Origin of the sequence: Yersinia intermedia, from assembly GCF_900635455.1 — a bacterium.
GTDB classification, from domain to species: Bacteria; Pseudomonadota; Gammaproteobacteria; order Enterobacterales; family Enterobacteriaceae; genus Yersinia; species Yersinia intermedia.
Genome location: NZ_LR134116.1, coordinates 3,119,217 through 3,145,064 on the forward strand (window position 1 = coordinate 3,119,217; position 25,848 = coordinate 3,145,064).

The window sequence follows — 25,848 nt, forward strand, 5'->3', positions numbered from 1 at the left end:
GCTTACGCCATTACGGCCCCTTCGGTACATTTCCCCGCCTGGTAATAATAGTTAAGCTCTTGGTGCCAAAATGGTGACCCACATTGGCCCTTTCCCTACCGGATAGCGCTTCAGGGTGGTTAGCTCACCGCTGTTTTGATCAATACGATACACGGCAATGTGATCCGATTTCTGGCCGGAAGAGATCAGGAAGTTACCGCTATTATCGATATTAAAACCGCGTGGCTGTGCTTCAGTCTGATGATGCCCGACCAACGCAATCTCACGCCCATCCTCAGAAACACTGAAAATCCCCAGCAGACTGGCAGTACGGTCACTGATATAGAGATGACGGCCATTTGGCGTAATATGGATATCAGCCGCCCAACGAGTACCGGTAAAATCTGTTGGCATCGCATCCAGCGTCTGTATTAGCTGGTATTCCTGGCCGTTTTTGCTGATTTGATACACATCTACCGAGCTATTTAGCTCGTTAACACAATAGGCGACGTGCTTATTAGGATGGAAGGCCATATGACGTGGGCCAGCACCGGCAGCAACCGTTATCGCCTCCTGGGCATGTGGGGTCAGTTTGCCCTCAAGACTCAAATCAAATAACCGCACCTTATCTTCTTTCAGGCAAGGTACCAGTAAGATTTGATTGGTCGGATCAATATTCGCCGAATGTGGAGCGGGTAAATCATCCAATTGCTGAATAGGTGCCTGTACCACACCCTGCTCATCAATAGGGCTGATGCTGACACAGTTAAAACTATAAGAAGCAGAGAACAGGAAGCGGCCGTGTAAATCAGTGCCAATGTGCGTTGGGCTGCCTGGCAGTGGTGCCATGCCAGCGGCGGTCAATGTGCCATCGTCGCTGATGTTGTAGCTGACAATGGCAAAATCTGGGCGCACCCCTACATACAACTGACGCTGGTTCGGGTTGATTGTCATCGGCTGCACTTGCCCCGGTGCCTCCACCGTTTGCAATAAGGTTAATGCACCGGCGGAATCTAATTGCCAAACATGGATCTGCTGACTGTCTGGGCTTGCCACGTAAACCACTTGCTTCATCTCTACTCCTTAGTCGAACCTATTAGGCAACGCTGTTTAGCTGAATTTATCTGACTCACCAAATTCGACCTATACACTAAATAATTCGAGTTGCATGAAGGCAGCCAACACACATGCAGCTTGAAGTATGACGGGTATAAACCAAATATCGATTATTAACACACTATTTTAGCCTAGCTTACCTGACTCGGCGGACATAACAACAGTCTGCTGTCGCGCTGTTTAAAACTTATCCTGCTTATTTTTAGCTGATTATGCTACCCACTCCCAGGCTTGGTTTAATCAACCCGCCATCCGGTGTACCATCGGGTAATACTATGCAAACATACTATTAATGCCCTTATTAACGAGACTATTGCTGCCATGACCTATCGCATAATTGCACTGGATCTAGACGGAACGCTACTGGATCACAAAAAACGTATTCTGCCAGAATCCTTGTCCGCACTGGCGCAAGCCCGTGCTGAAGGCATCAAAGTGGTAGTGGTGACCGGCCGCCATCATGTTGCTATTCACCCGTTTTATCAGGCACTAGAACTTGATACACCTGCAATTTGCTGTAACGGTACCTATATTTATGATTACCATGCCAAAAAGGTATTAGACTCAAACCCCTTACAACCTCAACAAGCGGTTCAGGTATTGCAATTACTGGAGCAAACCGGTATCCACGGGCTAATGTATGTGGACGATGCCATGCTCTATCAGCAAACCAGCGGGCACGTGATCCGATCACTCAGTTGGGCTGAGTCATTACCACCCGCTCAGCGCCCAACGCTACTCCACGTTGATAGCTTGCTTGATGCTGCTCACACTGCCAGTTCTATCTGGAAATTCGCTACGTCACACTCGGATATTGAGCAACTGAGAGCGCTCGCAACCCAGATTGAGAATGACATGGGGTTGGCTTGCGAATGGTCATGGCATGATCAAGTTGATATCGCTCAGGCAGGTAACAGCAAAGGTAAGCGGCTACAGCAATGGGTAGAATCTCAGGGCTTGAGCATGAAAGATGTGGTTGCTTTTGGTGATAACTTTAATGACCTCAGCATGCTGGAAACCGCTGGTTTAGGGGTAGCAATGGGGAACAGCGCCGACGCTATCAAACAACGGGCTGACTTGGTGATTGCCGATAACGAACAGCCTGGGATCGCTGCCGTCATCCGCCAGCATGTACTGGCTTGATAGTGAAAAAACGCCCGACTGACGGGCGTTTTACCACCGGGTGAACCCAGCGGTTATCACCCTCAATTCTTGCGGTTAAATGAGACACTTTTTATCTGCGCATACACCCACTGACCGGGTCTAAGCGCCAACTCATCACGCGCCCATGGCGTGATCCGTGCCCACAGCCATTGATCACCAACCGCGAGTTTGACATCGACCTGCCCATCTACCTCAAGGCATTCGGCAATTTTTACCGGCAAGATATTACGGATACTGCTGCTTTGCGGCGGCTGTAATACCAACGAAACATCGGCGGCATTAATCCGAATACGCATTGAGCTACCCTCTTGCGCATCGAGCTTACCCACCCACAAGCGCTGATCGCCTAACGCCAGCGCGGTCATGGCATAGCGGTCATGGTGACCAATGACACTGACCCGCAGTATGCTGCTCGGTTCTTCCCGTTGCAGCCACGGGCGCAATGCGCTACTGGCCCACACTTCCTCCAGCCCGCCGACCGCGCGCACTTTGCCGCCATCCATAACCACCACTTGATCTGCCAGCCGTAGGATCTCATCCATGCTGTGACTAACATACAAAATAGGGGTGTTAACATCTTGCGCCAACCGCTCCAGATAAGGCAGCAGTTCACGTTTACGGGGCAAATCCAGAGAGGCCAGTGGTTCATCCATCAACAACAGTTCGGGGGCAGTCAATAATGCGCGACCAATAGCAACACGCTGTTTCTCGCCACCAGAGAGGGTCAGTGGGAAACGACTTAGTAGTGGCTCGATACCCAGCAAACCAACAATCGCATCAAATTGCCCACGCATTGACGGGGCCATGCCGTATTGTAAGTTGCCCCGCACCCGATAATGGGGAAATAAGCGCGCATCCTGAAATACGTAACCAACTTTACGTTTTTCCGGTGGCAGATAGATTTGCTGCTCCACATCCACCAGCACCCGGCCATTTAGCACTACTTTGCCTTGCTGCGGGCGGGTCAGGCCACCGATGACGTTAATTAATGAGGTTTTACCGGCCCCTGACAACCCGAAAATAGCCGTGATACCTTGGGCGGGTAGATTGGTGGAAACACGTAAATCCAAATCACCCAGTTGTTGACTGAAATCCAGCTCTAACATGGTGCCCCCATGCGTTTTTTACCCCAACGGGCCAGCCATTCGGATAACAACAACGCCACCAACGACAGAATAATGGCGATGACACACAAACGCGCAGCAGCCGCTTCTGCCCCAGGGGTTTCAATTAATGTGTACATTGCCAGTGGAATAGTGCGGGTTTCACCGGGAATATTGGAGACGAAAGTGATGGTCGCCCCAAACTCCCCCAGCGAACGGGCAAAAGAGAGCACGGTGCCCGCAATCACCCCCGGTAAAGAAAGGGGTAATGTAATGGTGAAAAACACCCGCCACGGATTGGCTCCTAGCGTGCGGGCCGCCAGTTCCAGACGCGTATCAACCGCTTCCAACGCCAGCCGGATAGCCCTCACCATCAGCGGAAAAGCCACCACCGCCGAGGCTAACGCCGCACCACGCCAACTAAAACTGAAATTAATGCCAAACCAGCTATAGAGCCACTCGCCAATAAAACCGCGCCGCCCCATGCTTATCAATAATAAATAGCCAATCACCACTGGCGGCAGCACCAGTGGTAAGTGAATAATACTGTCTAACAACGATTTACCGGGAAAACGGCAGCGCACTAAAATCCACGCCATTAAAATGCCTAACGGCAAACTGCATGCCACCGCAACCGCTGAAACCTTCAGACTAAGAATAATTGCCTGCCACTCATACTCACTCAATATCATTAGCGTGGGGTAAATCCATATTTTTTGAAAATAACCGCCGCTGCTGGGCTTTTCAGGTAATCATAAAAAGCACTCACGGTCGGGTTTTCATGGCCTTTAACAATTGCCATCGGGTATTCAACCGGCTTATGACTTGCTTCCGGGAATATCCCCACAACCTTAACTTTGTTACTGGCTATCGCATCTGAACCATAGACAATACCCAGCGGCGCTTCTGCCCGTTCGACCAGTGCCATTGCACTGCGCACGTTATTGGCCCGCGCCATTTCAGGAGCTAAAGTTGACCAGGCACCTAAATTCTCCAGTGACTCTTTGGCATAAATCCCAGCAGGAACATGATCAGGATCGCCCACGGCCAAACGGCCACCATCCAATAACGTCTTCCAGTCGGTTTTTTTATCGATTTCGACTTTATCTATTTTACTGTCTTGTGGAGCAATTAATACCAGTTCATTACCTAATAAGGTGTAGCGAGTATTGACAACAATTTGCTGTTTATCAATAGCATAATCCATCCATTGCTGATCGGCAGAAATAAACATATCAGCCGGTGCACCCTGCTCAATCTGGCGGGCCAACGTTGAAGATGAAGCATACGACGCCACGACATCAACCTGCTTCTCTTTTTTATACTGTGCGGCAATATCTTGTAATGCATTGGTCAGTGAAGCCGCAGCAAACACTGTAATGTTGCCCGCCGCTAACGTGGTGCCGGAAAATGCTGCCAGCAGTGCCGCACTCGCTATCCAAATCTTGGCTTTACCGTATTGATTCTTCATGTTGTTCTCCGCATTAATGAAATCGTTATATACGAAGGAATATAACGTAACATTATAAGCAGGTCATGCAGTTTATCGGCAAGATGCGAGGTATCTTGAGCTAAGGCAATAAGTGGCGGGGAATAGAGGGATAAAAACGAAAATGCCCAGCGTTAGTACGCCGGGCATTCTGAAATCAGATTAAGAACGTTCTTTAGTGTGGCCGGTCTTAGAGATGACGTTGAACACCTCTCCCAGTCCATAGATCAGACCCAAAATCACTGCCATCACCACCGGTACCATGACCACGGCAAAGGCCAGACTTTTCAATAAATCCAACATATCAGCCTCTCATTACTGCTTATTGAGCGATAACTTACGTTACCACAATAACTAGCATCTATCATTTACTGTAAATTATATCAGCAATGAATGAACCCTGTTATTTTAACTAACAGCAAAAGAATGTAACCTGCCAAACGTGCGATTCAGGTGTATACAAGCACTTAGATAGCAATAATCCTTTCCCGCCGGAGTAAAAAAATCATGCAGGCTGAAATTCTTCTGACCCTAAAACTTCAGCAGCGGCTGTTTGCCGATCCCCGGCGCATTGCATTACTGAAACAAATACGGCATACCGGTTCCATCAGTCAGGGCGCAAAACTGGCCGGAATTAGCTATAAAAGTGCCTGGGATGCGATCAACGAAATGAATACCTTAGCCGAAGAAGTCTTGGTTGAGCGAGCAACTGGCGGTAAAGGTGGCGGTGGCGCACACCTGACCCGTTACGGCGAGCGTTTAATTCAACTTTATGATTTGCTCGCCAAGATTCAGCAAAAGGCATTTGACACGCTGAAGGATGACTCGCTACCGCTCGATAGTTTGCTGGCTGCCATCTCGCGTTTTTCTTTGCAAACCAGCGCCCGTAATCAATTTTTCGGCACGCTGATTGAGCGGGACCATCAACAGGTTCAGCAGCATGTCAATATTCTGTTGTCAGATGGTAAAACACGTCTATCTGCGGCATTGACCCAACAGAGTGCTGATCGCTTACAACTTTCGGCTGGCAAAGAAGTACTGGCGCTGATCAAAGCCCCTTGGGTAAAACTGGTTACTGATCAGGCACTGGCGGGGGCTGCTGATAACTCTCTGCCCGGCACTGTAGCCAGTATTGAACCCGGCAACGATCATAGTGAAGTTATCGTGACCTTGACCGGAGGAGCCAGCTTGTGTTCGACACAAAACAACAGCGAATTACATAAATTGAATTTACATGTTGGCAGCCATGTCATTGCCCAATTCAATGCAGATCGGGTCATTATCGCGACACTTTGCTAAATAATTCCGCTTAGTTATTAAGGGCTATCAGGGTATTTGCTGTTGACATTTTGCCCCTTTCCGCTTATCCCTAACACTCTTATTGTGTTGCGAAATATGGAAAGAATGATGTCTGAGTTGCAAATATCGCAAGGTTGTTTTCGCCTGAGTGACACCCGGACACTCATTCTGCCTGAATTGCATGTTCAATCGGGTGATAGCTGGGCCTTTGTCGGTGCCAATGGCAGTGGGAAATCCGCATTGGCAAAGGCATTAGCAGGGGAATTAATTCTGTTGAGTGGTAGCCGTCAGAGCCATTTTCGCCACAGTGTGCGTTTGTCGTTCGAGCAACTTCAGCAGTTAGTCAGCGAAGAGTGGCAGCGCAATAACACTGATTTACTCAGCGCAGATGAAGACGATACCGGGCGCACTACCGCAGAGATCATTCAAGAAGAGTACGTTGATCCGCAACGTTGCCAGCAGTTGGCAGAGCAATTTGGTATCAGCCAGTTACTCTCACGTCGCTTTAAATATCTTTCTACCGGTGAGACCCGCAAAACACTGCTGTGCCAAGCGCTGATGCCACAACCGGATCTGTTGATTCTGGATGAACCCTTTGATGGTCTGGACGTCGCTGCCCGTGCGCAGTTGGCTGGCATGCTATCGACCCTTTCAGCACAGGGGGTCACGCTGGTGCTGGTGCTAAATCGTTTTGATGATATCCCTGATTTTGTGCAATACGTCGGCGTACTGGCGGATTGCCAATTAACCCATACTGGCCCCCGCCAACAGATTCTTTCCGAGGCATTGATTGCCCAACTGGCGCACAGTGAAAACCTTGATGGTATGTTGTTGCCAGAGACAGAACACCCGCAGCAGCAGACTACTTTAGCACCAGATAAGCCACTAATTATCTTGCGTAATGGCGTGGTTGAATACAATGACCGCCCTATTCTTCATAACCTGAGTTGGCAGGTTAATCCCGCTGAACACTGGCAGATTATCGGCCAGAACGGTGCCGGGAAGTCAACCTTACTCAGCCTGATTACTGGCGACCATCCGCAAGGATACAGTAATGATTTGACACTGTTTGGCCGCCGCCGTGGTAGTGGTGAAACCATCTGGGATATCAAACGCCATATTGGTTATGTCAGCAGTAGTTTGCATCTGGATTACCGCGTCAGCACCAATCTGCGCACTGTGATTCTCTCCGGTTTTTTCGATTCAATCGGTATTTATCAGGCGGTGTCTGATCGCCAACAACAACTAGCCGATCAATGGTTAGATTTACTCGGTTTTTCCGCCACGACGGCCAGCCAGCCCTTTCACAGTCTCTCCTGGGGACAACAACGATTGGCATTGATCGCCCGAGCGCTGGTTAAGCACCCTGCACTGTTGATTCTTGATGAACCATTGCAGGGGTTAGACCCACTTAACCGCCTGTTAGTTAGGCGTTTTATTGATGTGATGATCAGTGAGGGTGACACGCAACTGTTGTTCGTTTCTCACCATGCTGAAGATGCACCACAATGCATTACCCACCGTCTGACCTTTGTTCCTGATGGCGATATCTATCACTACAAACAAGAAAAGCTAGCAGACTAAGGTGTTTCTGACTTTTCGTTGAGGATAATGAGAGATATTCTCAACGCAAGCGGCGTTTATTGGCGGGGGCTTATGCTATCATTCTTACCACCAGCGCCGATCAACGCTGGTGATAAAATTAACATATTCAATCACCATCAGGATTTATACCCGATAGATTTCAAGGTGCAGGCTAGCCGCAAGAAACAAACCACTCATAAGCCGATTTGAACTGCATGCCAGTCCGCAGGCTGCGCCGCAAAAAGGCCGTAGCCATAATAAGCCGAGTGATTCAAGCGGCCAACACACCTGTAATTTGAAAGATAACGGGCATAACAATAAAGGGATATTTATGTGGGGCATACTTGCTGCTTCGTTACTTTTCTTATCAATTAACTGGGTGCTTTCCCTGTTTCTCTTGCTGTCGTCACTGTCAATTGCCCTGTATCACGGTGTTTTGACTCTGCCATCAGCCGCATTCTTGCTCTTAACCCTGATGGTCACACTGCTGTTGCAGAAATATCGGCGACGAAAATGGCCGGCTACCGCGCTGGAATTGCTGCTGGTAATGGCAGCAATCGCACTGTTTCTGCATCTGGTACCCGGTTTTAATAACCTAAACGTATTGAAGAACGTGAAAACAGGGCCACTCAGCGCCCCCTTCAGTATGTATTATAATCTCGATAAAGCATTGATACCCTTCATTTTACTGGCTTGTCTACCAACCTTATTTGTCACTAAAAAGCACCCATCAGTGAGTCGCTTAGCCTGGCTCGGCCTAATTGTCAGTATCCCCGCATTGCTGCTGCTGGCTGTTGCCTTAGGTGGCCTGAAAATTGAAATGCACACCCCGGCATGGATGGGTTCCTTTGTTGTCGCTAATGTATTTTTTGTTTGTTTGGCAGAAGAAGCGCTATTTCGTGGCTATTTACAACAGCGGTTAAGCCAGTGGTTGGGTAACTATCCTGCTCTGCTACTCACCGCGCTGTTATTTGGCGCAGCGCATATTGCAGGTGGCCCGCTATTGATGGTGTTCGCGGCATTGGCGGGGGTGATTTACGGCCTGGCATGGTTGTGGAGTGGCCGTTTATGGGTGGCGGTAGGCTTTCACTTCGCGCTCAATTTGATGCACTTATTGTTCTTCACCTATCCACTTTATTTACCATACTAATCTTTATTTACGGTGTTATCTGCCGGCCTGGGGCTGCCTTTCTTCACTGAAAGCGGGTCGGTATACATGAGGCAGGACATTCCTGCTGAATTAATGGATGAGAACGCTACCACTTCAGTTATCTATGCAGTGACCATAATTTATCGCTTGTTTTGCCTATCCTCGTTCATTCCCCTGTCTTTATACTTTTACAGGGATTAAACTGAGGAAAAATTAAATGTAAACGATTCCATTATTGAGCGCAGATCACCTTTTCTCACATAATGGCATGCTATCTTTCTTAGACCAAAGTCATTCGAGGAGTCTTATATGTACGTTCTGGTAACAGGTGGTAGCGGTTACATCGGTAGCCATACCTGTGTGCAATTAATTGAAGCTGGCTACAAACCGGTCATCCTCGATAACCTTTGCAACAGCAAATCCAGCGTATTAGCCCGGATACATGGCCTTACCGGCTATACACCTAAGCTTTATAAGGGTGACATCCGTGACCGCGCCTTACTCGATCAAATATTTGCTGAGCATTCTATCCATGCGGTCATTCACTTTGCTGGTTTGAAAGCCGTGGGTGAGTCGGTCAGTAAGCCACTGGAATATTATAATAATAATGTCTTCGGCACCTTAGTATTGCTGGAAGCCATGCGTGCTGCACAGGTCAAAAACTTTATCTTCAGTTCTTCTGCCACGGTCTATGGCGATCAGCCACAAATTCCGTATGTGGAGAGCTTCCCGACCGGCATGCCATCCAGCCCGTATGGCCGCAGCAAGTTAATGGTTGAGCAAATTTTGCAAGATGTGCAACTGGCTGATCCACAATGGAATATGACCATTCTGCGCTATTTCAATCCCGTTGGTGCACATCCGTCAGGCTCCATGGGTGAAGACCCACAGGGCATCCCGAATAACCTGATGCCATTTATTGCACAAGTTGCCGTGGGTCGTCGTGAGTCGCTGGCCATATTCGGTAATGACTATCCGACACCGGATGGCACCGGAGTACGTGATTATATTCACGTAGTCGATTTAGCGGATGGTCATGTAGCAGCGATGAAAAAGCTACACAATCAGCCCGGCGTGCATATTTTTAATCTCGGTGCTGGCGTGGGTAGCAGTGTTTTGCAAGTGGTCGAGGCATTCAGCAAGGCGTGTGGCAAGCCGCTGGCCTACCATTTTGCCCCGCGCCGCGAAGGTGACTTACCGGCTTACTGGGCAGATCCAACTAAAGCTGCCGAGCAACTGGGTTGGCGGGTGCGCCGCTCACTTGATGAAATGGCGGCAGATACCTGGCATTGGCAATCCAATAATCCTCAGGGCTATCCCGATTAAGGTGCTGTTATGACTGATTTTAACCCTGTGGATCATCCACATCGTAGATACAACCCATTAAGTGATCAGTGGGTGTTGGTCTCGCCTCATCGGGCTAAACGCCCATGGCAAGGCCAGCAAGAAGCCCCTGCGACGGAGAATTTGCCCGCGCACGATCCTGATTGCTTCTTGTGCCCTGGTAATACCCGGGTGACCGGCGATGTCAATCCTGACTATCCGTCAACCTATGTGTTTACCAATGATTTTGCCGCGCTGATGCCTGATACACCTGATGCGCCGCACAGTGATGATCCTTTGATGCGGAGCCAAAGTGCGCGCGGCACCAGCAGGGTTATTTGCTTCTCACCAGACCACAGTAAGACGCTGCCACAACTCTCTTTGCCCGCATTGGAAGAGGTTATCCAGACCTGGCAACAACAGAGTGCTGAGTTGGGTCAAACCTACCCTTGGGTACAGGTATTTGAAAATAAAGGCGCGGCGATGGGGTGCTCTAATCCGCATCCCCATGGACAAATCTGGGCCAATAGCTTTTTGCCGAATGAAGCTGCACGGGAAGACAGCCTGCAACAGCACTATTTTCAGCAAAATCAGTCCGTCATGCTGGTCGATTATGCTGAACGTGAGCGTCGTGACGGCAGCAGGACGGTGGTTGAAACCGAGCACTGGCTGGCGGTAGTGCCCTATTGGGCAGCATGGCCGTTTGAAATATTATTACTGCCAAAAGCCCATGTACTGCGATTAGAAGACCTCTCCGTGGAACAGCGCAGTTGCCTCGCCATTGCCCTGAAGAAGCTGACCAGCCGCTACGACAACTTGTTCTCGTGCTCTTTTCCCTATTCGATGGGGTGGCATGGCGCACCGTATAACGCAGGCGACAACACCCACTGGCAATTGCATGCTCATTTTTATCCGCCGTTGCTGCGCTCGGCGTCGGTACGTAAATTTATGGTGGGTTATGAGATGTTGGCTGAAACCCAGCGCGACCTTACAGCAGAACAGGCGGCTGAACACCTGCGGGCAGTAAGTGATGTTCATTATCGAGAAGCCGGAGTCAAATAATGAGTTTAAAACAGCATACCCAGGCTATTTTCCGCCAACAGTTTAATCAAGAACCTGACATCACTATCAAAGCACCGGGTCGCGTTAATCTTATTGGTGAACACACCGATTACAACGACGGTTTCGTGCTGCCCTGCGCCATTGATTATGAAACGGTTATCAGTTGTGGCAAACGTGATGACCGCCAGATTCGTGTTATTGCTGCTGATTATGAAAATCAGCAGGATATATTCTCTCTGGATGCGCCAATCGTCCCACATGCCGAATACCGCTGGGCGGATTACGTGCGCGGCGTCGTGAAACACTTGCAACTGCGCCATGCCGATTTTGGTGGTGCAGATCTGGTGATAAGTGGCAATGTGCCACAAGGTGCGGGCCTCAGCTCTTCAGCCTCACTTGAGGTCGCCGTCGGGCAAGCACTACAGTCTCTTTATCAATTGCCCCTTAGCGGTGTCGATCTGGCGCTAAATGGGCAAGAGGCAGAGAACCAGTTTGTTGGCTGTAACTGCGGCATTATGGATCAGCTCATTTCAGCGCTGGGTAAACAAGATCATGCGCTACTGATCGATTGCCGTACCCTTGAAACCCGTGCCGTGGCAATGCCAGCAAACGTTGCGGTCGTCATTATTAATTCCAATGTGAAACGGGGCCTGGTTGATAGCGAATACAACACCCGCCGCCAGCAATGTGAAACTGCCGCCCGTTTCTTTGGTGTTAAAGCCTTGCGTGATGTGGATCCAACGCTGTTCTTCTCTATTCAAGATGAACTGGATCCTGTCGTCGCTAAACGCGCCCGCCATGTGATTACCGAAAACGAACGCACGCTAGCAGCCGCAGATGCCCTGGCCTCCGGTGATTTGAAATTGATGGGGCAATTGATGCAGGAGTCTCATATTTCTATGCGTGATGACTTCGAGATCACAGTTCCGCCGATCGATAGCTTGGTGGATATTGTGAAATCCGTTATTGGGGAGCAAGGTGGTGTTCGTATGACTGGCGGGGGGTTCGGTGGCTGTATTGTCGCACTGATGCCAACGTCGCTGGTCGAGCAAGTTCGTGCAGCCGTAGCTCAGGAATATCCAGCTCACAGCGGCGGTAGGATCGAAACCTTCTACGTATGTCAGGCTTCACAAGGAGCGGGTTTATGCTGAAAAACGACGCTGCATCACCAAGCAGTGTTGACCAGTTAGCACCAGATGGTCAACCCTTTGAATTGACCGAATTGCATAATAAAACCGGTATGAGTGTGACGCTGATGGACTGGGGCGCAACTTGGTTGTCAGCGGTGCTACCGCTCAACGATGGCGAAAAACGTGAGTTACTGCTGGGGTGCCAGACTCCCGCAGACTACCTGCACCAAGCCGCTTACCTTGGTGCTACCGTTGGCCGCTATGCTAACCGCATTGCTAATGCGCAAATCACGGTGGAGGGTAAAACCCTCAATCTGTTACCTAATCAAGGCCCTAACCAACTGCATGGTGGCCCGGAAGGTTTCCATGCTCGCCGCTGGCAAAAGATTAAGCAGGATGAACGGCAGGTCACTTATCAACTGCACTCACCTAATGGTGATCAAGGTTTCCCCGGAAACCTGACCGCCGAAGTGCAATATCTGTTGACGGAAGATAACCGATTGGAAATTCACTATCAGGCTCAGGTTGATAAAACCTGCCCAGTGAACCTGACTAATCATGCTTACTTTAATCTTGATGGTGAAGGGCTGGACGTGCGGGCACATCGATTGCAGTTATTTGCGGATCGTTATTTACCGGTCGACAGTGAGGGGATCCCAAGCGGCGAGCTGGCTAATGTTGAGAAAACCGGCATGGATTTCCGTCAACCGAAAACGCTGGCACGCGACTTCCTGCAAGACCGCTGCCAACAGCGGGTTAAAGGCTATGATCATGCTTATCTACTCCATCGGACTTGCGGTGCGACGGAAAGCCCGGCGGCTCATTTGTGGTCATCTGATAACCGTGTACAAATGAGTGTTTATACCACCGCACCGGCGTTGCAGTTGTATAGCGGCAACTTCCTTGGTGGAACACCGGCGCGCAAAGGGGGCACTTATGCCAGCTACACCGGTGTAGCACTGGAAAGTGAATTCTTACCTGATAGCCCTAACCACCCCGAATGGCCGCAACCTGATTGCTGGTTAAAACCGGGCAAAACCTACCGCGCCACCACGGTTTATCACTTTATCGCGCTATAAAACGATATACCCGACAGATTTCAAGATGCAGAAAGGCGAAATCCCGATGAGCTGACACCGGTCAGTGATTCGGGTGACAAATCGGTCGGAAATCGATTTGAACGCAATTTGAAAGATGACGGGGACAACTACCCATATTCAACACTGCCGACTACGCTTAACAGCATCTATCTGCGGTGATACTGACCTGTTCTCCGCCCTTCCCGACCCTCAACATTATTTAAGGAACGTTTATGCGCCTAACTACCCTATGGTTACTTTGTGCTGGATTACTACTTAGTGTAAATGTAATGGCAGCAGATACGGCGAAAACACCGTCACCCGCTCAGGCCGCACAACAGAAAAAGATGACTGACTGTAATCAGCAAGCGACGACCCAGTCACTGAAAGGTGATGAGCGGAAGACGTTTATGAGCCAGTGCCTGAAAGCACAGATTCATCCCGATGAAAAAGCCCTGACGCCGCAACAGCAGAAAATGAAAAGCTGCAATGCCGACGCGGCGACCAAAGCGTTAAAAGGTGATGAGCGTAAAACCTTTATGAGCACCTGCCTGAAGAAAGCCGCCTAATCCCCGCAACCGATGGGGTATTTAATACCCCATCTATTAATTGGTTATATACCCTAAATAATTCGAGTGGCACGAAGGCGGTAAGCGCGGGAACCCCAATGAGCTTAACTTCCGCTAAAAAATTGGCTATGGTTAAACACAAACCATTGCTGTTGGCGGCAATCCCGCAATATAATGATAATAGTTATCATTGAACATTAATCTATACCCAACGATAATTGGCATAGTCAGACGACGTCTTCAAGTCCTACGGGTGTAGAGATTGAGTTTCACATTAAAGGAGTTAACGCTATGGCAGTAACTAAGCTGGTTCTGGTACGACACGGCGAAAGTCAGTGGAACAATGAAAACCGTTTCACCGGTTGGTATGATGTTGATTTATCAGAGAAAGGCCGTGGAGAAGCAAAAGCGGCGGGCAAGCTGTTAAAAGACGAAGGCTTCGCGTTTGATTTCGCTTATACCTCGGTACTGAAACGCGCTATCCACACCTTGTGGAGTGTGCTGGATGAACTGGATCAAGCCTGGCTGCCAACAGAAAAAACCTGGAAACTGAATGAGCGTCATTACGGCGCACTGCAAGGTCTGGATAAATCAGAAACTGCGGCCAAGTATGGCGACGAGCAAGTTAAATTGTGGCGTCGTGGTTTTGCTATCACCCCACCTGCGCTGGAAAAAAGCGATGAGCGCTTCCCCGGCAATGACCCACGTTACGCAAAACTTACCGATGCAGAACTGCCAACCACAGAAAGCCTGGCGCTGACCATTGAGCGTGTCATTCCTTACTGGAATGAAGTGATCAAACCACGCATTGTCAGTGGTGAGCGTGTCATTATCGCCGCCCACGGTAACTCTCTGCGAGCATTGGTAAAATATCTGGATGACCTGAGCGAAGATGAAATTCTTGAGCTGAACATCCCAACAGCCGTACCTTTGGTATATGAGTTTGATGAAAACTTCAAACCAATCAAACGCTACTATCTGGGTAACGCTGATGAAATCGCGGCTAAAGCCGCTGCGGTTGCCAACCAAGGCAAAGCGAAGTAATCATCCCTGATTAACACCATTAAAAAACCCCCGTACATGATCAATGCCGGGGGTTTTTATTTGCCCGCTCGCTATTATTGGCGGCGCGCTTTCACGGCATCTGCTAACTCACGTAATACTGTCTCGGTGTCTTCCCAGCCGATACACGCATCAGTGACACTTTTACCGTAAGTCAGTGGTTCGCCACTTTCCAGATTCTGATTGCCTTCCACCAAATGGCTCTCAATCATCACACCCATAATCGATTTTTCGCCATGAGCAATCTGGTTGCAGACATCTTTACTGACATCCATCTGCTTTTTGAATTGCTTGCTGCTGTTAGCATGGCTGAAATCGATCATGATCTGTGGTTCCAGGCCCGCTTTGCTCAGCCCTTCTTTAACCGCAGCAACATGAGCACTGCTGTAGTTTGGCTCTTTGCCACCACGTAGAATGATATGACAATCGTCGTTACCGGCGGTATTTACAATCGCTGAATGACCCCATTTGGTCACAGACAGGAAGCAGTGCGGTGCACTGGCTGCATTAATGGCATCAATAGCCACTTTGATAGTGCCATCGGTACCATTTTTAAAACCAACTGGGCAAGACAGGCCTGAAGCCAGTTCACGGTGAACCTGCGATTCAGTAGTACGAGCGCCGATGGCACCCCAGCTCATCAGGTCAGCTAAATATTGCGGGGTTATCATATCCAAAAACTCACCCGCTGCTGGCAGCCCGCTCTCGTTGATATCTAACAATAACTTACGCGCGATACGCAAACCGTCATTGATGTCGTAGCTAGCGTCCATATGCGGATCGTTAATCAGACCTTTCCAACCCACCGTGGTACGTGGTTTTTCAAAATAAACCCGCATCACCACTTCAAGCTCGCCTTGCAGCTCTTCACGCAATGTCAGCAAACGGGCCGCATACTCTTTGGCCGCTTGGGTATCATGAATAGAGCATGGGCCAATGACGACCAACAAGCGATCGTCTTGAGCGCGCAGGATGTTATGAATCGCTGTGCGGGTCTTGGCTACCGTTTTTGCCGCATTCTCGCTGGCTGGAAACTTCTCTAACAAAGCAACAGGGGGCAGGAGTTCCTTAATTTCATTAATCCGTAGGTCATCATTCAGGTAATTCATAGTTCTTCCATTAAGCCTTGTGGCGATCATCGCACGACGTCTATCTGTACCAATCTAGTTGAACCAATCTAGCTGGTGAATTGAACGCTGTAAATCTTCTTTATTACATTTGGTATTCTGTACAGATAAATAGCAATAACGCGGTTTACTCGATAAGACATCAACTTATTGAATGAAACCATCAATTTTTATCTGGATTATTATTTGTTATAAAATCATTAATAAGAGCCATAATCGGTTATCACCACCTCCTATCCCTAAAGGTTAATACGTTTTATGCCTAGGTTACTGTTAGTTGATGATCACCCGGTGGTACATGTTGCCCTTGAAGCCGCGCTGATGCGCGCGACCCAACGCTACCACCTGCATTGCGCTGCTGATGACCAGCAGGCGTTGGCCTTATTGGCGGAATATCACTTCGATCTGCTCATTTTGGATATCAGTTTGCCACAGCTTGACGGCTTGCAGTTTTTACGCAAAATCCGCCGCCACTATCCGCAGCAATCCATCATGATTTATACCGCCCAGGAAGAAGAGGTTTATGCCAAAATGGCTTATTCCGCTGGGGCTCAGGGTTTTATGCATAAAGGGCAGCCGATGGATCAACTATTGCAGGCCATTGGTGACGTGATTGCGGGCCAATTAGTGTTCCCCGCCAGTACACTGGAAAGCGGCTCCACACCTAACAATGAAAAATACCATTTAACCCAGAAAGAGCTGCAAATATTGGGATTACTCAGTAAAGGCCATTCTAATTTACATATTGCTGAGTTACTGAATATCAGTAATAAAACGGTCAGCACACATAAGAAAAATATCCTCAATAAAACCGGTGCCGCAAATTTACTGGCATTGATTGCCGTATTTAACGAGCTACAGCCATGAGAAGATGCTGGTTGGTATTGTTATTAATTGCTCAATTCAGCCTGCTGCTACTGCCCGCACAAGCGATCTCTGCTTTGCACTACAATTTAGTTAGTAGTCTGAACATGCCAGCCAGCACACCGTTTATCACGCCCAATAATCCATGGCGCAACGCTACTTTGCGGGTTGGCATCCTCAACGACAATGTGAGTCCCTATAATATTATTGTCGACCACGACCTGTACGGGCTGAATGCCGATTATCTTAACTATATTAAGCAGGCAACCGGTGCCAATGTAGTGGTGATAGGTTTCTCTGACGCCAAAACCCTGAATCAGGCATTAAAACAAGGTGATATTGACCTGTTGTTTGGTTTGCCTCGTAGCGCATTAAATCCTAATTTATTTATATCAAAACCCTATTTTGTCAGTAAATTACTGGTATTACGTAGCCGCCAGAATAGCCGTCAGGTGATGCTAAACTCGGCTGATGCGCGCATTGCTATTAGTAAAATGGCCGGTATGCAGTTGGTCGATGAAATTCAGAATAAAATACCGCATAACCAACTGTTTGATAATAACCTGCAAGCCATTTACTCCCTGTTAAACGGCCTTAACGACTACTTTATTGCCGATGAAACCAGTGCCAGCTTTATTATTGATCAACTGCAACTGGGGCAAATTTATCAAGTTGAAAGTGATATAAAACCCGGCAGTCTCTCTCTGGTGTTTGCGGCAACCAACCCGGCATTGATAGAGACGCTTGATCACGTTATCAGCAACGCCCCAATGGAGGTTCTGAATACTATCCAGGGCCGCTGGAGTAAAAAGATCCCCAGCTATCTCGATACCGGCAATGCTGATCTCACCCGCATGGAGCAAGAGTGGGTTAAGGCCCACCCCGTGGTTTATTATGCCGCCATCGATGATGATTATCCCTTTACTTATCGTGACAGCGATAAACAACCGCGTGGTTATATTGTCGATATCCTCAATACTATTGCGCAAAATACTGGCCTGCAATTTTCGCCAGTCTGGAGCAGTAACCCACGGTTGGCCGATCAACAAGTTCAACAAAATCAGGCCATGATGCGTGCCTTGCTGCCGCTAGCGGGGGGTTTCAAAGCACAATATGACAGCTCGATACCCATTCACCGTGCTCTGTGGGGGGTGTATACCAATGCGTTCACCCGTGATGTCTCAACGTGGGGAGATCTGTCTGGCAAGCGCCTCGGTGTGGTGGAAGGGGATTTAGGTCAGCAACTGCTCCCCAGACAAACCACGGCTATAGTCTTTACTAACCGCAAAGCGATGTATGATGCATTGGCTAATGGCCAGTTAGACGGGCTGATTGATAATGTTATCTCGGCCAACTTTATGGTTCTCTCTCGCTATGCCGGCGTAATCAAACTGGCATTTGCAGCAGATAACATTGCTTATCCGTTGGCCTTTGGCGTCGCCCAGCACTCGCCGTTACTGTTGTCGATTCTCAATAAAAACTTGCTACAAATTCCCCCCGCCACTCTGCAATCGTTACGTGATGAATGGGTGTCCGATCCTCGTAATATCATTGATGCGGTGAATGAGAATCGCATGATGCCCCCTGCCACATGGTTGTTTAGCACCCTTGGCGGGTTGTTGATATTGCTCTTAGTGGTCATGATCCGCCGTTTTATTCAGCGGCGCAAAGAGCGGCGTGAACGAGAAATCTTGGAACAGGCACGCCAGCAAGCCGAAACCGCCAATAAAATGAAAAGTAAGTTTCTGGCGACCATCAGCCATGAACTACGAACACCAATGAATGCCATCCTTGGTCTATTGGAACTGGAGCTAAAAAAAACCACTGCCACACAGGGTAACTTGCCCGTTATTTACAGCTCAGCATCATCATTACTAAGCCTGCTCAATGACTTACAAGATTATGCCAAGCTGGAAACCGGTTCGTTACAGCTATTACCACAACCTACTGCGTTGATCCCTTGGATTAATCATATTCGCGCGGTTTATCAACCGTTGCTGGGTATGCGGCCAATAACCTTAAATGTCAGTTACAGCGATAACTTACCTGAAAGAGTTCTGCTTGATGGCGGTCGTTTACTTCAGGTCATGAACAATCTAATTAACAATGCCATTAAGTTTACCCGCCAAGGTGAAATTAATGTTCGGATGGCGTGGCAACCGCAGCACGAGGGGCAAGGAGAGTTGATATTGCAGGTGGAAGACAGTGGTTGTGGGATAGCCGCTGCGGAAATACCCCACCTGTTCCAGCCCTTTTATCGAGTTGAGACCAGCAACAATCTGATGATTCAAGGCAGTGGTTTGGGCTTGTCGATCTGCAAGGAGCTGATTGATCGAATGGATGGCACTATCAGTCTGACCTCAGAGCTGAATCAGGGTACGGTAGTCACCGTCCAATTATGGGTTGCCGTGGAGACGACATCGGCTGCCATAATGAGGCCCGCAACAGCATCGACTGGCATGTTATATCTACCGCCCTCCCGTGTCGCGATAGTTGATGACCACCCGAGTAATCTGCTGCTGATGCAACAACAACTCAGGCATTTTGGTATTGAATCTGAACTGTTTGATAATGGCCGCCAGCTATTACACGCGCATTCTCAGCAGCCTTTCGATATGCTGTTTGTCGATTACAATATGCCCACGTTGGATGGTTTTACCCTCGCGCGGATCATTCGCCGACAGGAGCGCCAATCTCAGTGTATGGCGGCAAAAATCATCCTTTGCTCAGCTGATGTACAAGAATTTACCCATATCCAGCCAGGGAATATTGTTATCGACCATTGGCTGACCAAGCCAGTGATACTCAGTGACATTGAGCGGGTGTTACGCATACAAACCGTGATGGCCGAAGAAAAGCAGGTTAACGATAATCTGCGGGAAACGCTCTTACGGTTGGGTAATCAAGACCCAATCATGGTGCGCAAGTTAACAGTTACGCTACTTGATTCCGTGGTGCATGACAGCCAACAACTTGCACTGGCACAACAGCCACTGGCGGCCCGGACACCAGTATTACACCGAGTGAAGGGCAGTTTTCTGATACTGCAAAATGCCGCCGGAGCCGCACTATGCCAGCAGTTAATTAGCCAATGCCAGCAAGGGAAAATCACCCCTGCGGCTTATACTCAACTGCAAAATCTATTAGAGCAGTTAATTCAAGGCTTGAATCAAACCCTGTCAGAGTTAACATAACGCGACAGTTCAGCGCACACTTCTTATGGTTCAAGGATCAATATGGCTGTATCTTCATTTTTCCCCCAAGACAGCAACAGCAAACGCCTGCTGATAGCCTTTGTGGTTACCAGCCTATTTATGGTGGTGGAGGCCATTGGCGGCTGGCTATCGGGTTCGCTGGCGTTATTGGCAGATGCCGGGCATATGCTGACGGACTCCGCCGCATTATTTATCGCATTGATGGCAGTACATTTCTCTCGGCGTAAACCAGACGCCCGCCATACCTTTGGTTATTTGCGCCTAACCACACTGGCGGCGTTCGTCAACGCTGCTGCATTATTGTTGATTGTGGTATTGATTGTCTGGGAGGCGGTGCGGCGTTTCTTTTCTCCTCATGAAGTGATGGGGGTGCCGATGTTAATCATCGCCATCGCCGGCTTATTTGCGAATATTTTCTGCTTCTGGATTCTGCATCGTGGCGAGGAAGAAAAGAATATCAATGTGCGCGCCGCAGCCTTACATGTCCTGGGAGATCTATTAGGTTCCGTTGGGGCGATTGTGGCTGCGGTGGTGATTCTGACTACCGGTTGGACACCGATTGACCCGATATTATCGGTATTGGTCTCAGCGTTGGTGCTACGCAGCGCCTGGCGGCTGCTGAAAGAGAGTTTTCACGAACTGTTGGAGGGCGCGCCGCAAGAGATTGATATCGACAAATTGCGCAAGGATTTATGCGCCAGCATATATGAAGTGAGGGATGTCCATCACATTCACTTATGGCAAGTTGGCGAACAACGGCTAATGACGCTGCATGTGCAGGTTATCCCCCCCATGGATAACGATGAGTTACTGCATCGTATCGAGCATCATTTACTGCATCACTACAATATTGGGCATGCCACCATTCAAATGGAATATCAGCAGTGCAAAGCACCGGATTGTGGTATTAATCACACCGCCAGTAGCGGCGGGCACCACCACCATCATTAATGGTTAATCAGGCCACGCGTTCAACGGGAAGAAACTCGATGAAAGGTGGCCTGCCTGAGCCGTTATTAACTCTGTGCCGATAACGGACGTGAATGATTTAGGGTTGCGCTCTTCATCCACAACCAAGAGCCATTTAGGGCAATCAGTGTCAGTATCACGTATTCCAGAGCCATCGCATAAACCCCCTGATAGGCAAAAATCGCCACACTGATGACGTCAATCACCACCCAAATCAGCCAGTTCTCAACATATTTGCGTGTCATCAGGATCATCGCCACAATGGATAGCACCATCATGGTGGAATCCCAGAATGGGAACGCATCAGGCTGTAGCTCAGGCATTTGCACATCAGCACCCAAATGCTGCATCACGGTCACGGCGACACGGGTCAACCAGGCAAAAACAGTATCGATGTGCAGCGTCATTAAGGCGATACCAGCCACGCACACTGCGCCCCAAGTCAGTGCTTTCGGCCATGATAACCAGCGAATTTTCAATTCAGTTTGATTGTCTGGTGTTTGCCTGCTCCAGGCGTACCAGCCATAAATATTGGCGACGAAGAAGAACAACTGCAATAACAGGCTGGCATAGAGCTGAATCTGGAAAAAGATTACCGCAAAGAGCGTTACGTTAATCAGGCCAAACAGATAATTAATTATCTTCTCTTTGCTGGCAAACCAAATACAGAGCAACCCAAACAGGGTACCAATTGCCTCTATCCATGAAAGGTCATATCCCCCCGCCCCCAGTGGAATATGCACCAATATATTGCTTGTACTGAGAAAATCCATCTGGCAATCCTTTTATCGGAGAGAAATAATAAGTGTTGAGGTTAATTGTGTCATTTGCGACTTAGGCATTGCCTTTAATCTGTAACTTCAACTGGTTGGCAAAATCCAACATCCGATTCAGCGGTATCAGCGCCTGCTGACGCAATTCTTCATCGACATGTATCTCATGCATCACCCCTCCCTGCTCCAGCCCCTCAGCAATCGCCCTGAGGCCATTCATTGCCATCCACGGGCAGTGCGCGCATGTTCTGCACGTTGCACCTTCACCCGCCGTCGGGGCTTCGAATAATTCTTTATCTGGACACGCCTGCTGCATTTTGTAAAAAATGCCACGGTCAGTCGCCACAATAAGTTTTTGCTGCGGCAACGTTTTTGCCGCCTGAATCAGTTGGCTAGTCGAGCCGACAGCATCAGCCATATCCACCACTGCCTGAGGTGATTCCGGGTGAACTAACACCGCAGCGTCAGGATGCAGTGCTTTCATGCGGGCTAATGCCTGGGTTTTAAACTCGTCATGGACGATACAGGCCCCCTGCCAGCACAATACATCTGCCCCACTCTTCTTCTGCACGTAATTGCCCAAGTGGCGATCCGGTGCCCAGATAATTTTTTCACCCAGACTATCGAGATGTTCAATAAGCTCAACCGCAATACTGGAGGTCACTACCCAATCAGCTCTGGCTTTAACCGCCGCTGAGGTATTGGCATACACCACCACGGTGCGGTCTGGATGGCTGTCACAGAACGCGGCAAATTCATCTGCCGGGCAACCTAAATCCAGCGAACATTCTGCCTTCAGGGTTGGCATCAGCACTTGCTTCTCGGGGTTTAGGATTTTGGCTGTCTCCCCCATAAAACGCACGCCAGCGACCAGTAATGTCGACGCCGGATGGTTATTACCAAATCGAGCCATTTCAAGGGAATCTGCCACGCAACCGCCGGTTTCTTCGGCTAAAGCTTGAATTTCGGGGTCAGTATAATAGTGAGCGACTAACACGGCATCGCGCTGCTTCAGCAGTGTTTTGATTTTCTCACGGTAAAAGGCTTTTTCCTCTTCATCCAAAGGGACAGGCCGTGGAGGAAATGGATAAATAGCCGCATTCACATCAAAAGTTTCACTCATCGCTCACATCTCTGTTGCCAGTTATTCCAGGGTCAGCAAACGTTGCTGGCTGCCAGTAAGTCTTGATTTGTTTTTTATCCTAAACAAAATACTCAATATCCAGCTAAAAGTCGCCCAAAATTGTCTGATAATGGTGAAAATGTTTAATAGAGTTAAAAATTAGATGGAAAAATGAGATACAGATGGGATGTCAGAGAATTATAGGGTGGCGCTTTGGAATATTGTGATAAGGAGTATAAGTAAAATTGCAGGGGAAAGGTATAGCTGGAGAGGTGGCATAATGGTGGGTCGTGCGGGATTCGAACCTGCGACCAATTGATTAAAAGTCAACTGCTCTACCAACTGAGCTAACGACCCATTATGTGTACTGCTAATGACAATTCAGTGCCTGTCGTGCGGGATTACTTGACATAATGGTGGGTCGTGCGGGATTCGAACCTGCGACCAATTGATTAAAAGTCAACTGCTCTACCAACTGAGCTAACGACCCATTATGTATACTGCTGATGACAATTCAGTGCCTGTCGTGCGGGATTACTCACACTTCGGGTATTATTTAGACAAAACAGGAAGAAAAATCTTTGCGCTGATTTCAACTTCTTACATTCAAACCGGCGTGCGGGGAGAATGGTGGGTCGTGCGGGATTCGAACCTGCGACCAATTGATTAAAAGTCAACTGCTCTACCAACTGAGCTAACGACCCGCTGTAATGCGGTACTGCCTAATATAATGGTGGGTCGTGCGGGATTACTCGTCCTGCGGACTCGCCCTTCGGGTCAACGCTACGCGTTGCTGTCTCGCTTCGCTCGACTCGAACCTTTACGGCTCTCATCCCTACGATTTGATACCCTGATAACTCTGCATAATGGTGGGTCGTGCGGGATTCGAACCTGCGACCAATTGATTAAAAGTCAACTGCTCTACCAACTGAGCTAACGACCCATTATGTGTACTGCTGATGACAATTCAGTGCATGTCGTGCGGGATTACTCGTCCTGCGGACTCGCCCTTCGGGTCAACGCTAACGCGTTGCTGTCTCGCTTCGCTCGGCTCGAACCTTTAACCAATTGATTAAAAGCCAACTGCTCTACCAACTGAGCTAACGACCCATTATGTATACTGGTTACTATAATTTCCTGCTGCTTTAACGTTTTACAAGTTGTCTTGGCAACGGCGGCATATATTACTAATTTCTCTTCACAGTGCAACTTAAATTTCTATTGAAGCGTTTAACTGCTTGTTCTTCACTCGCCAAAGTCCAGAAATTAGTCAATATGACCAATTCCTGGACTCGAAAATGGCTAAAGAGCAGATAAACGTTTCTGTGCCTGTTTAGCAGCATCAGTATTAGGATATTGCTTGATCACTTGTTGATAAACCGCCTTCGCTTTATCGCTTTGGCCTTTATCCTGCATGATCACCCCAACTTTAAACATCGCTTCTGAACTTTTTGGAGACTTTGGATAATTTTTTACTACAACAGCATAATAATATGCAGCATCGTCTTTCTTACCTTTGTTGTAATACAACTGCCCTAACCAATAGTTGGCATTAGGCTGGTAAGTCGACTTTGGATACTGTTTCACAAAACCTTGGAAAGCAGTGATCGCTTGATCGAATTGCTTTTTCTCAAGAGCCAGAGAAACGGCTGCATTATAATCGCTGTTTTCATCACCAGTACTTGCTGCAGGTGCCGCTGTAGCAGCCGCTGCGCCTGCGGCAGCAGTATCGGAACTTCCAGCCGCAGAATTATCTGTCGCAGCACCAGTAGCCGCAGAAGCTGAACCCTGCGCACCCTGACCACCGCTCAGACTCTCCATCTGCTGATAGATCTGTTTTTGCCGCTCAACAATTTGATTGAGCTGGTACTGATTTTCTTGGATCTGACCGCGTAAACTATCTACATCGCGTTGCGAATCGGATAGCTGTTGCTGAAGTTGAGTTAATAGTTGGCTGTGAGCGTTGGAAATACGCTCAAGTTGAGTGACTCGATCTTCTACCGAGCCGGAGCCGACATTACTGATTGGCGCTTGGGCAGTAGCGGCCCATGGGACCGCTACGCCAACCAGTAACGACAGACCCACTAAGTGACGTCTGAAGTTACTGTTCATGCGATTCTCTTAGTAAACCAGAACTGCACGACGGTTTTTAGCGAACGCTGCTTCGTCATGGCCCAGTACTGCTGGTTTCTCTTTACCGTAAGAAACGATAGAGATCTGGTCAGCAGAAACGCCTTTACCTTGCAGATACATTTTCACAGCATTTGCACGACGCTCGCCCAACGCGATGTTGTATTCTGGCGTACCGCGTTCATCCGCGTGGCCTTCAACAACAACTTTGTAAGATGGGTTGCTACGCAGGAATGCAGCGTGTGCATCCAGCATTTGAGCGAAGTCAGAACCGATATCGTATTTATCGAAACCGAAGTAAACGATATTGTTCTTTTGCAGTTCTTGCATCTGAAGACGAGCTTGCTCTTCTGAAGACAGGTTGCTGCCATTTTCTGTACCAGTGCCAGCGCCCATGCCAGATTGGTCATTATTTGCGCTTTTGTTAGAACTACACGCAGCGATTGCCAGAACTGGCAAAGCCAACATTAGCCCTTTTAGCACTTTGTTCAGTTGCATCTCTTTGATCCTTTTATAGTTTGCCATACATACGTATTTA

The 25,848-nt window shown here is 48.6% G+C and carries 23 protein-coding genes, 4 tRNA genes and 2 other RNA genes; 13 read left to right on the top strand and 16 right to left on the bottom strand.

Features of this window, described 5'->3' with window-relative positions; all coding sequences use genetic code 11:
• Positions 1–51: 51 nt before the first annotated feature.
• The gene (pgl, locus tag EL015_RS14260; RefSeq protein ID WP_005189511.1) at positions 52–1,053 is read right to left on the bottom strand and encodes a 6-phosphogluconolactonase; all 1,002 of its coding nucleotides are present in this window, start codon (positions 1,051–1,053) and stop codon (positions 52–54) included.
• A 363-nt stretch (positions 1,054–1,416) separates the two neighbouring features.
• Between pgl and EL015_RS14265 the strand changes: the two genes are divergently transcribed.
• Positions 1,417–2,238, top strand: a complete 822-nt coding sequence (locus EL015_RS14265; protein WP_005189049.1) for a pyridoxal phosphatase — start codon at positions 1,417–1,419, stop codon at positions 2,236–2,238.
• Between the two features lie 62 nt (positions 2,239–2,300).
• Here the strand turns inward: EL015_RS14265 and modC are convergent, their stop codons facing one another.
• From modC to EL015_RS14285, 4 genes are all read right to left on the bottom strand, one after another.
• Positions 2,301–3,365, bottom strand: a complete 1,065-nt coding sequence (modC, locus tag EL015_RS14270) for a molybdenum ABC transporter ATP-binding protein ModC (RefSeq protein ID WP_032907072.1) — start codon at positions 3,363–3,365, stop codon at positions 2,301–2,303.
• On the bottom strand, positions 3,359–4,054 hold the full coding sequence (modB, locus tag EL015_RS14275) for a molybdate ABC transporter permease subunit (protein ID WP_032907071.1): 696 nt from the start codon (positions 4,052–4,054) through the stop codon (positions 3,359–3,361). The genes modC and modB overlap by 7 nt, the downstream gene beginning before the upstream one ends.
• Positions 4,054–4,833: a molybdate ABC transporter substrate-binding protein gene (gene modA / locus EL015_RS14280; RefSeq protein WP_005189043.1), complete on the bottom strand. Its 780-nt coding sequence runs from the start codon at positions 4,831–4,833 to the stop codon at positions 4,054–4,056. Before modA ends, modB begins: the two co-directional genes overlap by 1 nt.
• Before the next feature lie 180 nt (positions 4,834–5,013).
• On the bottom strand, positions 5,014–5,154 hold the full coding sequence (locus EL015_RS14285) for an AcrZ family multidrug efflux pump-associated protein (protein WP_005189041.1): 141 nt from the start codon (positions 5,152–5,154) through the stop codon (positions 5,014–5,016).
• A 204-nt stretch (positions 5,155–5,358) separates the two neighbouring features.
• Between EL015_RS14285 and modE the strand changes: the two genes are divergently transcribed.
• From modE to gpmA, 9 genes are all read left to right on the top strand, one after another.
• Positions 5,359–6,150, top strand: coding sequence for a molybdenum-dependent transcriptional regulator (gene modE / locus EL015_RS14290; RefSeq protein ID WP_005189038.1), 792 nt, complete (start codon positions 5,359–5,361; stop codon positions 6,148–6,150).
• 108 nt (positions 6,151–6,258) lie between these two features.
• Positions 6,259–7,734 carry a molybdate ABC transporter ATP-binding protein ModF gene (gene modF / locus EL015_RS14295; protein WP_032907070.1) on the top strand — a complete coding sequence of 492 codons (1,476 nt, stop codon included), beginning with the start codon at positions 6,259–6,261 and terminating at the stop codon, positions 7,732–7,734.
• A gap of 331 nt (positions 7,735–8,065) precedes the next feature.
• The gene (locus EL015_RS14300) at positions 8,066–8,884 is read left to right on the top strand and encodes a CPBP family intramembrane glutamic endopeptidase (RefSeq protein WP_032907068.1); all 819 of its coding nucleotides are present in this window, start codon (positions 8,066–8,068) and stop codon (positions 8,882–8,884) included.
• Positions 8,885–9,193: 309 nt separating this feature from the next.
• Positions 9,194–10,210 (top strand): UDP-glucose 4-epimerase GalE, encoded by a 1,017-nt coding sequence (galE, locus tag EL015_RS14305; protein WP_005189027.1) that lies wholly within the window; start codon positions 9,194–9,196, stop codon positions 10,208–10,210.
• A 9-nt stretch (positions 10,211–10,219) separates the two neighbouring features.
• Entirely contained in the window at positions 10,220–11,269 is a 1,050-nt protein-coding gene (gene galT, locus EL015_RS14310; RefSeq protein ID WP_032907067.1) for a galactose-1-phosphate uridylyltransferase, read from the top strand.
• A complete protein-coding gene (galK, locus tag EL015_RS14315; RefSeq protein WP_005189023.1) occupies positions 11,269–12,420 on the top strand; it encodes a galactokinase in 1,152 nt (383 codons plus the stop codon). The genes galT and galK overlap by 1 nt, the downstream gene beginning before the upstream one ends.
• Positions 12,414–13,478 (top strand): galactose-1-epimerase, encoded by a 1,065-nt coding sequence (gene galM / locus EL015_RS14320; protein WP_032907066.1) that lies wholly within the window; start codon positions 12,414–12,416, stop codon positions 13,476–13,478. Before galK ends, galM begins: the two co-directional genes overlap by 7 nt.
• Before the next feature lie 233 nt (positions 13,479–13,711).
• Complete coding sequence (locus EL015_RS14325) at positions 13,712–14,047, top strand: PsiF family protein (protein WP_032907065.1); 336 nt, start codon at positions 13,712–13,714, stop codon at positions 14,045–14,047.
• A 291-nt stretch (positions 14,048–14,338) separates the two neighbouring features.
• Positions 14,339–15,091, top strand: coding sequence for a 2,3-diphosphoglycerate-dependent phosphoglycerate mutase (gpmA, locus tag EL015_RS14330; RefSeq protein ID WP_005189004.1), 753 nt, complete (start codon positions 14,339–14,341; stop codon positions 15,089–15,091).
• A gap of 74 nt (positions 15,092–15,165) precedes the next feature.
• Here gpmA and aroG read toward each other — a convergent pair whose 3' ends face one another.
• Positions 15,166–16,218 carry a 3-deoxy-7-phosphoheptulonate synthase AroG gene (aroG, locus tag EL015_RS14335; protein WP_005189002.1) on the bottom strand — a complete coding sequence of 351 codons (1,053 nt, stop codon included), beginning with the start codon at positions 16,216–16,218 and terminating at the stop codon, positions 15,166–15,168.
• 276 nt (positions 16,219–16,494) lie between these two features.
• Here aroG and EL015_RS14340 point away from each other — a divergent pair, with 276 nt between their 5' ends.
• From EL015_RS14340 to zitB, 3 genes are read left to right on the top strand one after another with little or no spacing between them, the layout of a single operon-like run.
• Entirely contained in the window at positions 16,495–17,103 is a 609-nt protein-coding gene (locus EL015_RS14340; RefSeq protein ID WP_005188997.1) for a response regulator, read from the top strand.
• Entirely contained in the window at positions 17,100–20,294 is a 3,195-nt protein-coding gene (locus tag EL015_RS14345) for an ATP-binding protein (protein WP_032907064.1), read from the top strand. The genes EL015_RS14340 and EL015_RS14345 overlap by 4 nt, the downstream gene beginning before the upstream one ends.
• A 42-nt stretch (positions 20,295–20,336) precedes the next feature.
• Positions 20,337–21,266 carry a CDF family zinc transporter ZitB gene (gene zitB, locus EL015_RS14350; protein WP_005188993.1) on the top strand — a complete coding sequence of 310 codons (930 nt, stop codon included), beginning with the start codon at positions 20,337–20,339 and terminating at the stop codon, positions 21,264–21,266.
• 65 nt (positions 21,267–21,331) lie between these two features.
• Here the strand turns inward: zitB and pnuC are convergent, their stop codons facing one another.
• From pnuC to pal, 10 genes are all read right to left on the bottom strand, one after another.
• A complete protein-coding gene (gene pnuC / locus EL015_RS14355) occupies positions 21,332–22,057 on the bottom strand; it encodes a nicotinamide riboside transporter PnuC (RefSeq protein ID WP_005188991.1) in 726 nt (241 codons plus the stop codon).
• 61 nt (positions 22,058–22,118) lie between these two features.
• Positions 22,119–23,180 carry a quinolinate synthase NadA gene (gene nadA, locus EL015_RS14360; protein ID WP_005188982.1) on the bottom strand — a complete coding sequence of 354 codons (1,062 nt, stop codon included), beginning with the start codon at positions 23,178–23,180 and terminating at the stop codon, positions 22,119–22,121.
• Positions 23,181–23,461: 281 nt separating this feature from the next.
• A tRNA-Lys gene (locus EL015_RS14365) sits at positions 23,462–23,537 on the bottom strand.
• Between the two features lie 57 nt (positions 23,538–23,594).
• Positions 23,595–23,670, bottom strand: a tRNA-Lys gene (locus EL015_RS14370).
• A 138-nt stretch (positions 23,671–23,808) separates the two neighbouring features.
• Positions 23,809–23,884: transfer RNA gene (locus EL015_RS14375), tRNA-Lys, on the bottom strand.
• A 27-nt stretch (positions 23,885–23,911) separates the two neighbouring features.
• A non-coding RNA gene (locus EL015_RS14380) (RtT sRNA) lies at positions 23,912–24,033 on the bottom strand.
• 14 nt (positions 24,034–24,047) lie between these two features.
• Positions 24,048–24,123 (bottom strand) — tRNA-Lys (locus tag EL015_RS14385).
• Positions 24,124–24,150: 27 nt separating this feature from the next.
• Positions 24,151–24,280, bottom strand: a non-coding RNA gene (locus tag EL015_RS14390) — RtT sRNA.
• A gap of 202 nt (positions 24,281–24,482) precedes the next feature.
• Positions 24,483–25,292 (bottom strand): cell division protein CpoB, encoded by an 810-nt coding sequence (gene cpoB, locus EL015_RS14395; protein WP_032907063.1) that lies wholly within the window; start codon positions 25,290–25,292, stop codon positions 24,483–24,485.
• A gap of 9 nt (positions 25,293–25,301) precedes the next feature.
• Positions 25,302–25,808, bottom strand: coding sequence for a peptidoglycan-associated lipoprotein Pal (pal, locus tag EL015_RS14400; protein WP_004393299.1), 507 nt, complete (start codon positions 25,806–25,808; stop codon positions 25,302–25,304).
• Positions 25,809–25,848: the final 40 nt, after the last annotated feature.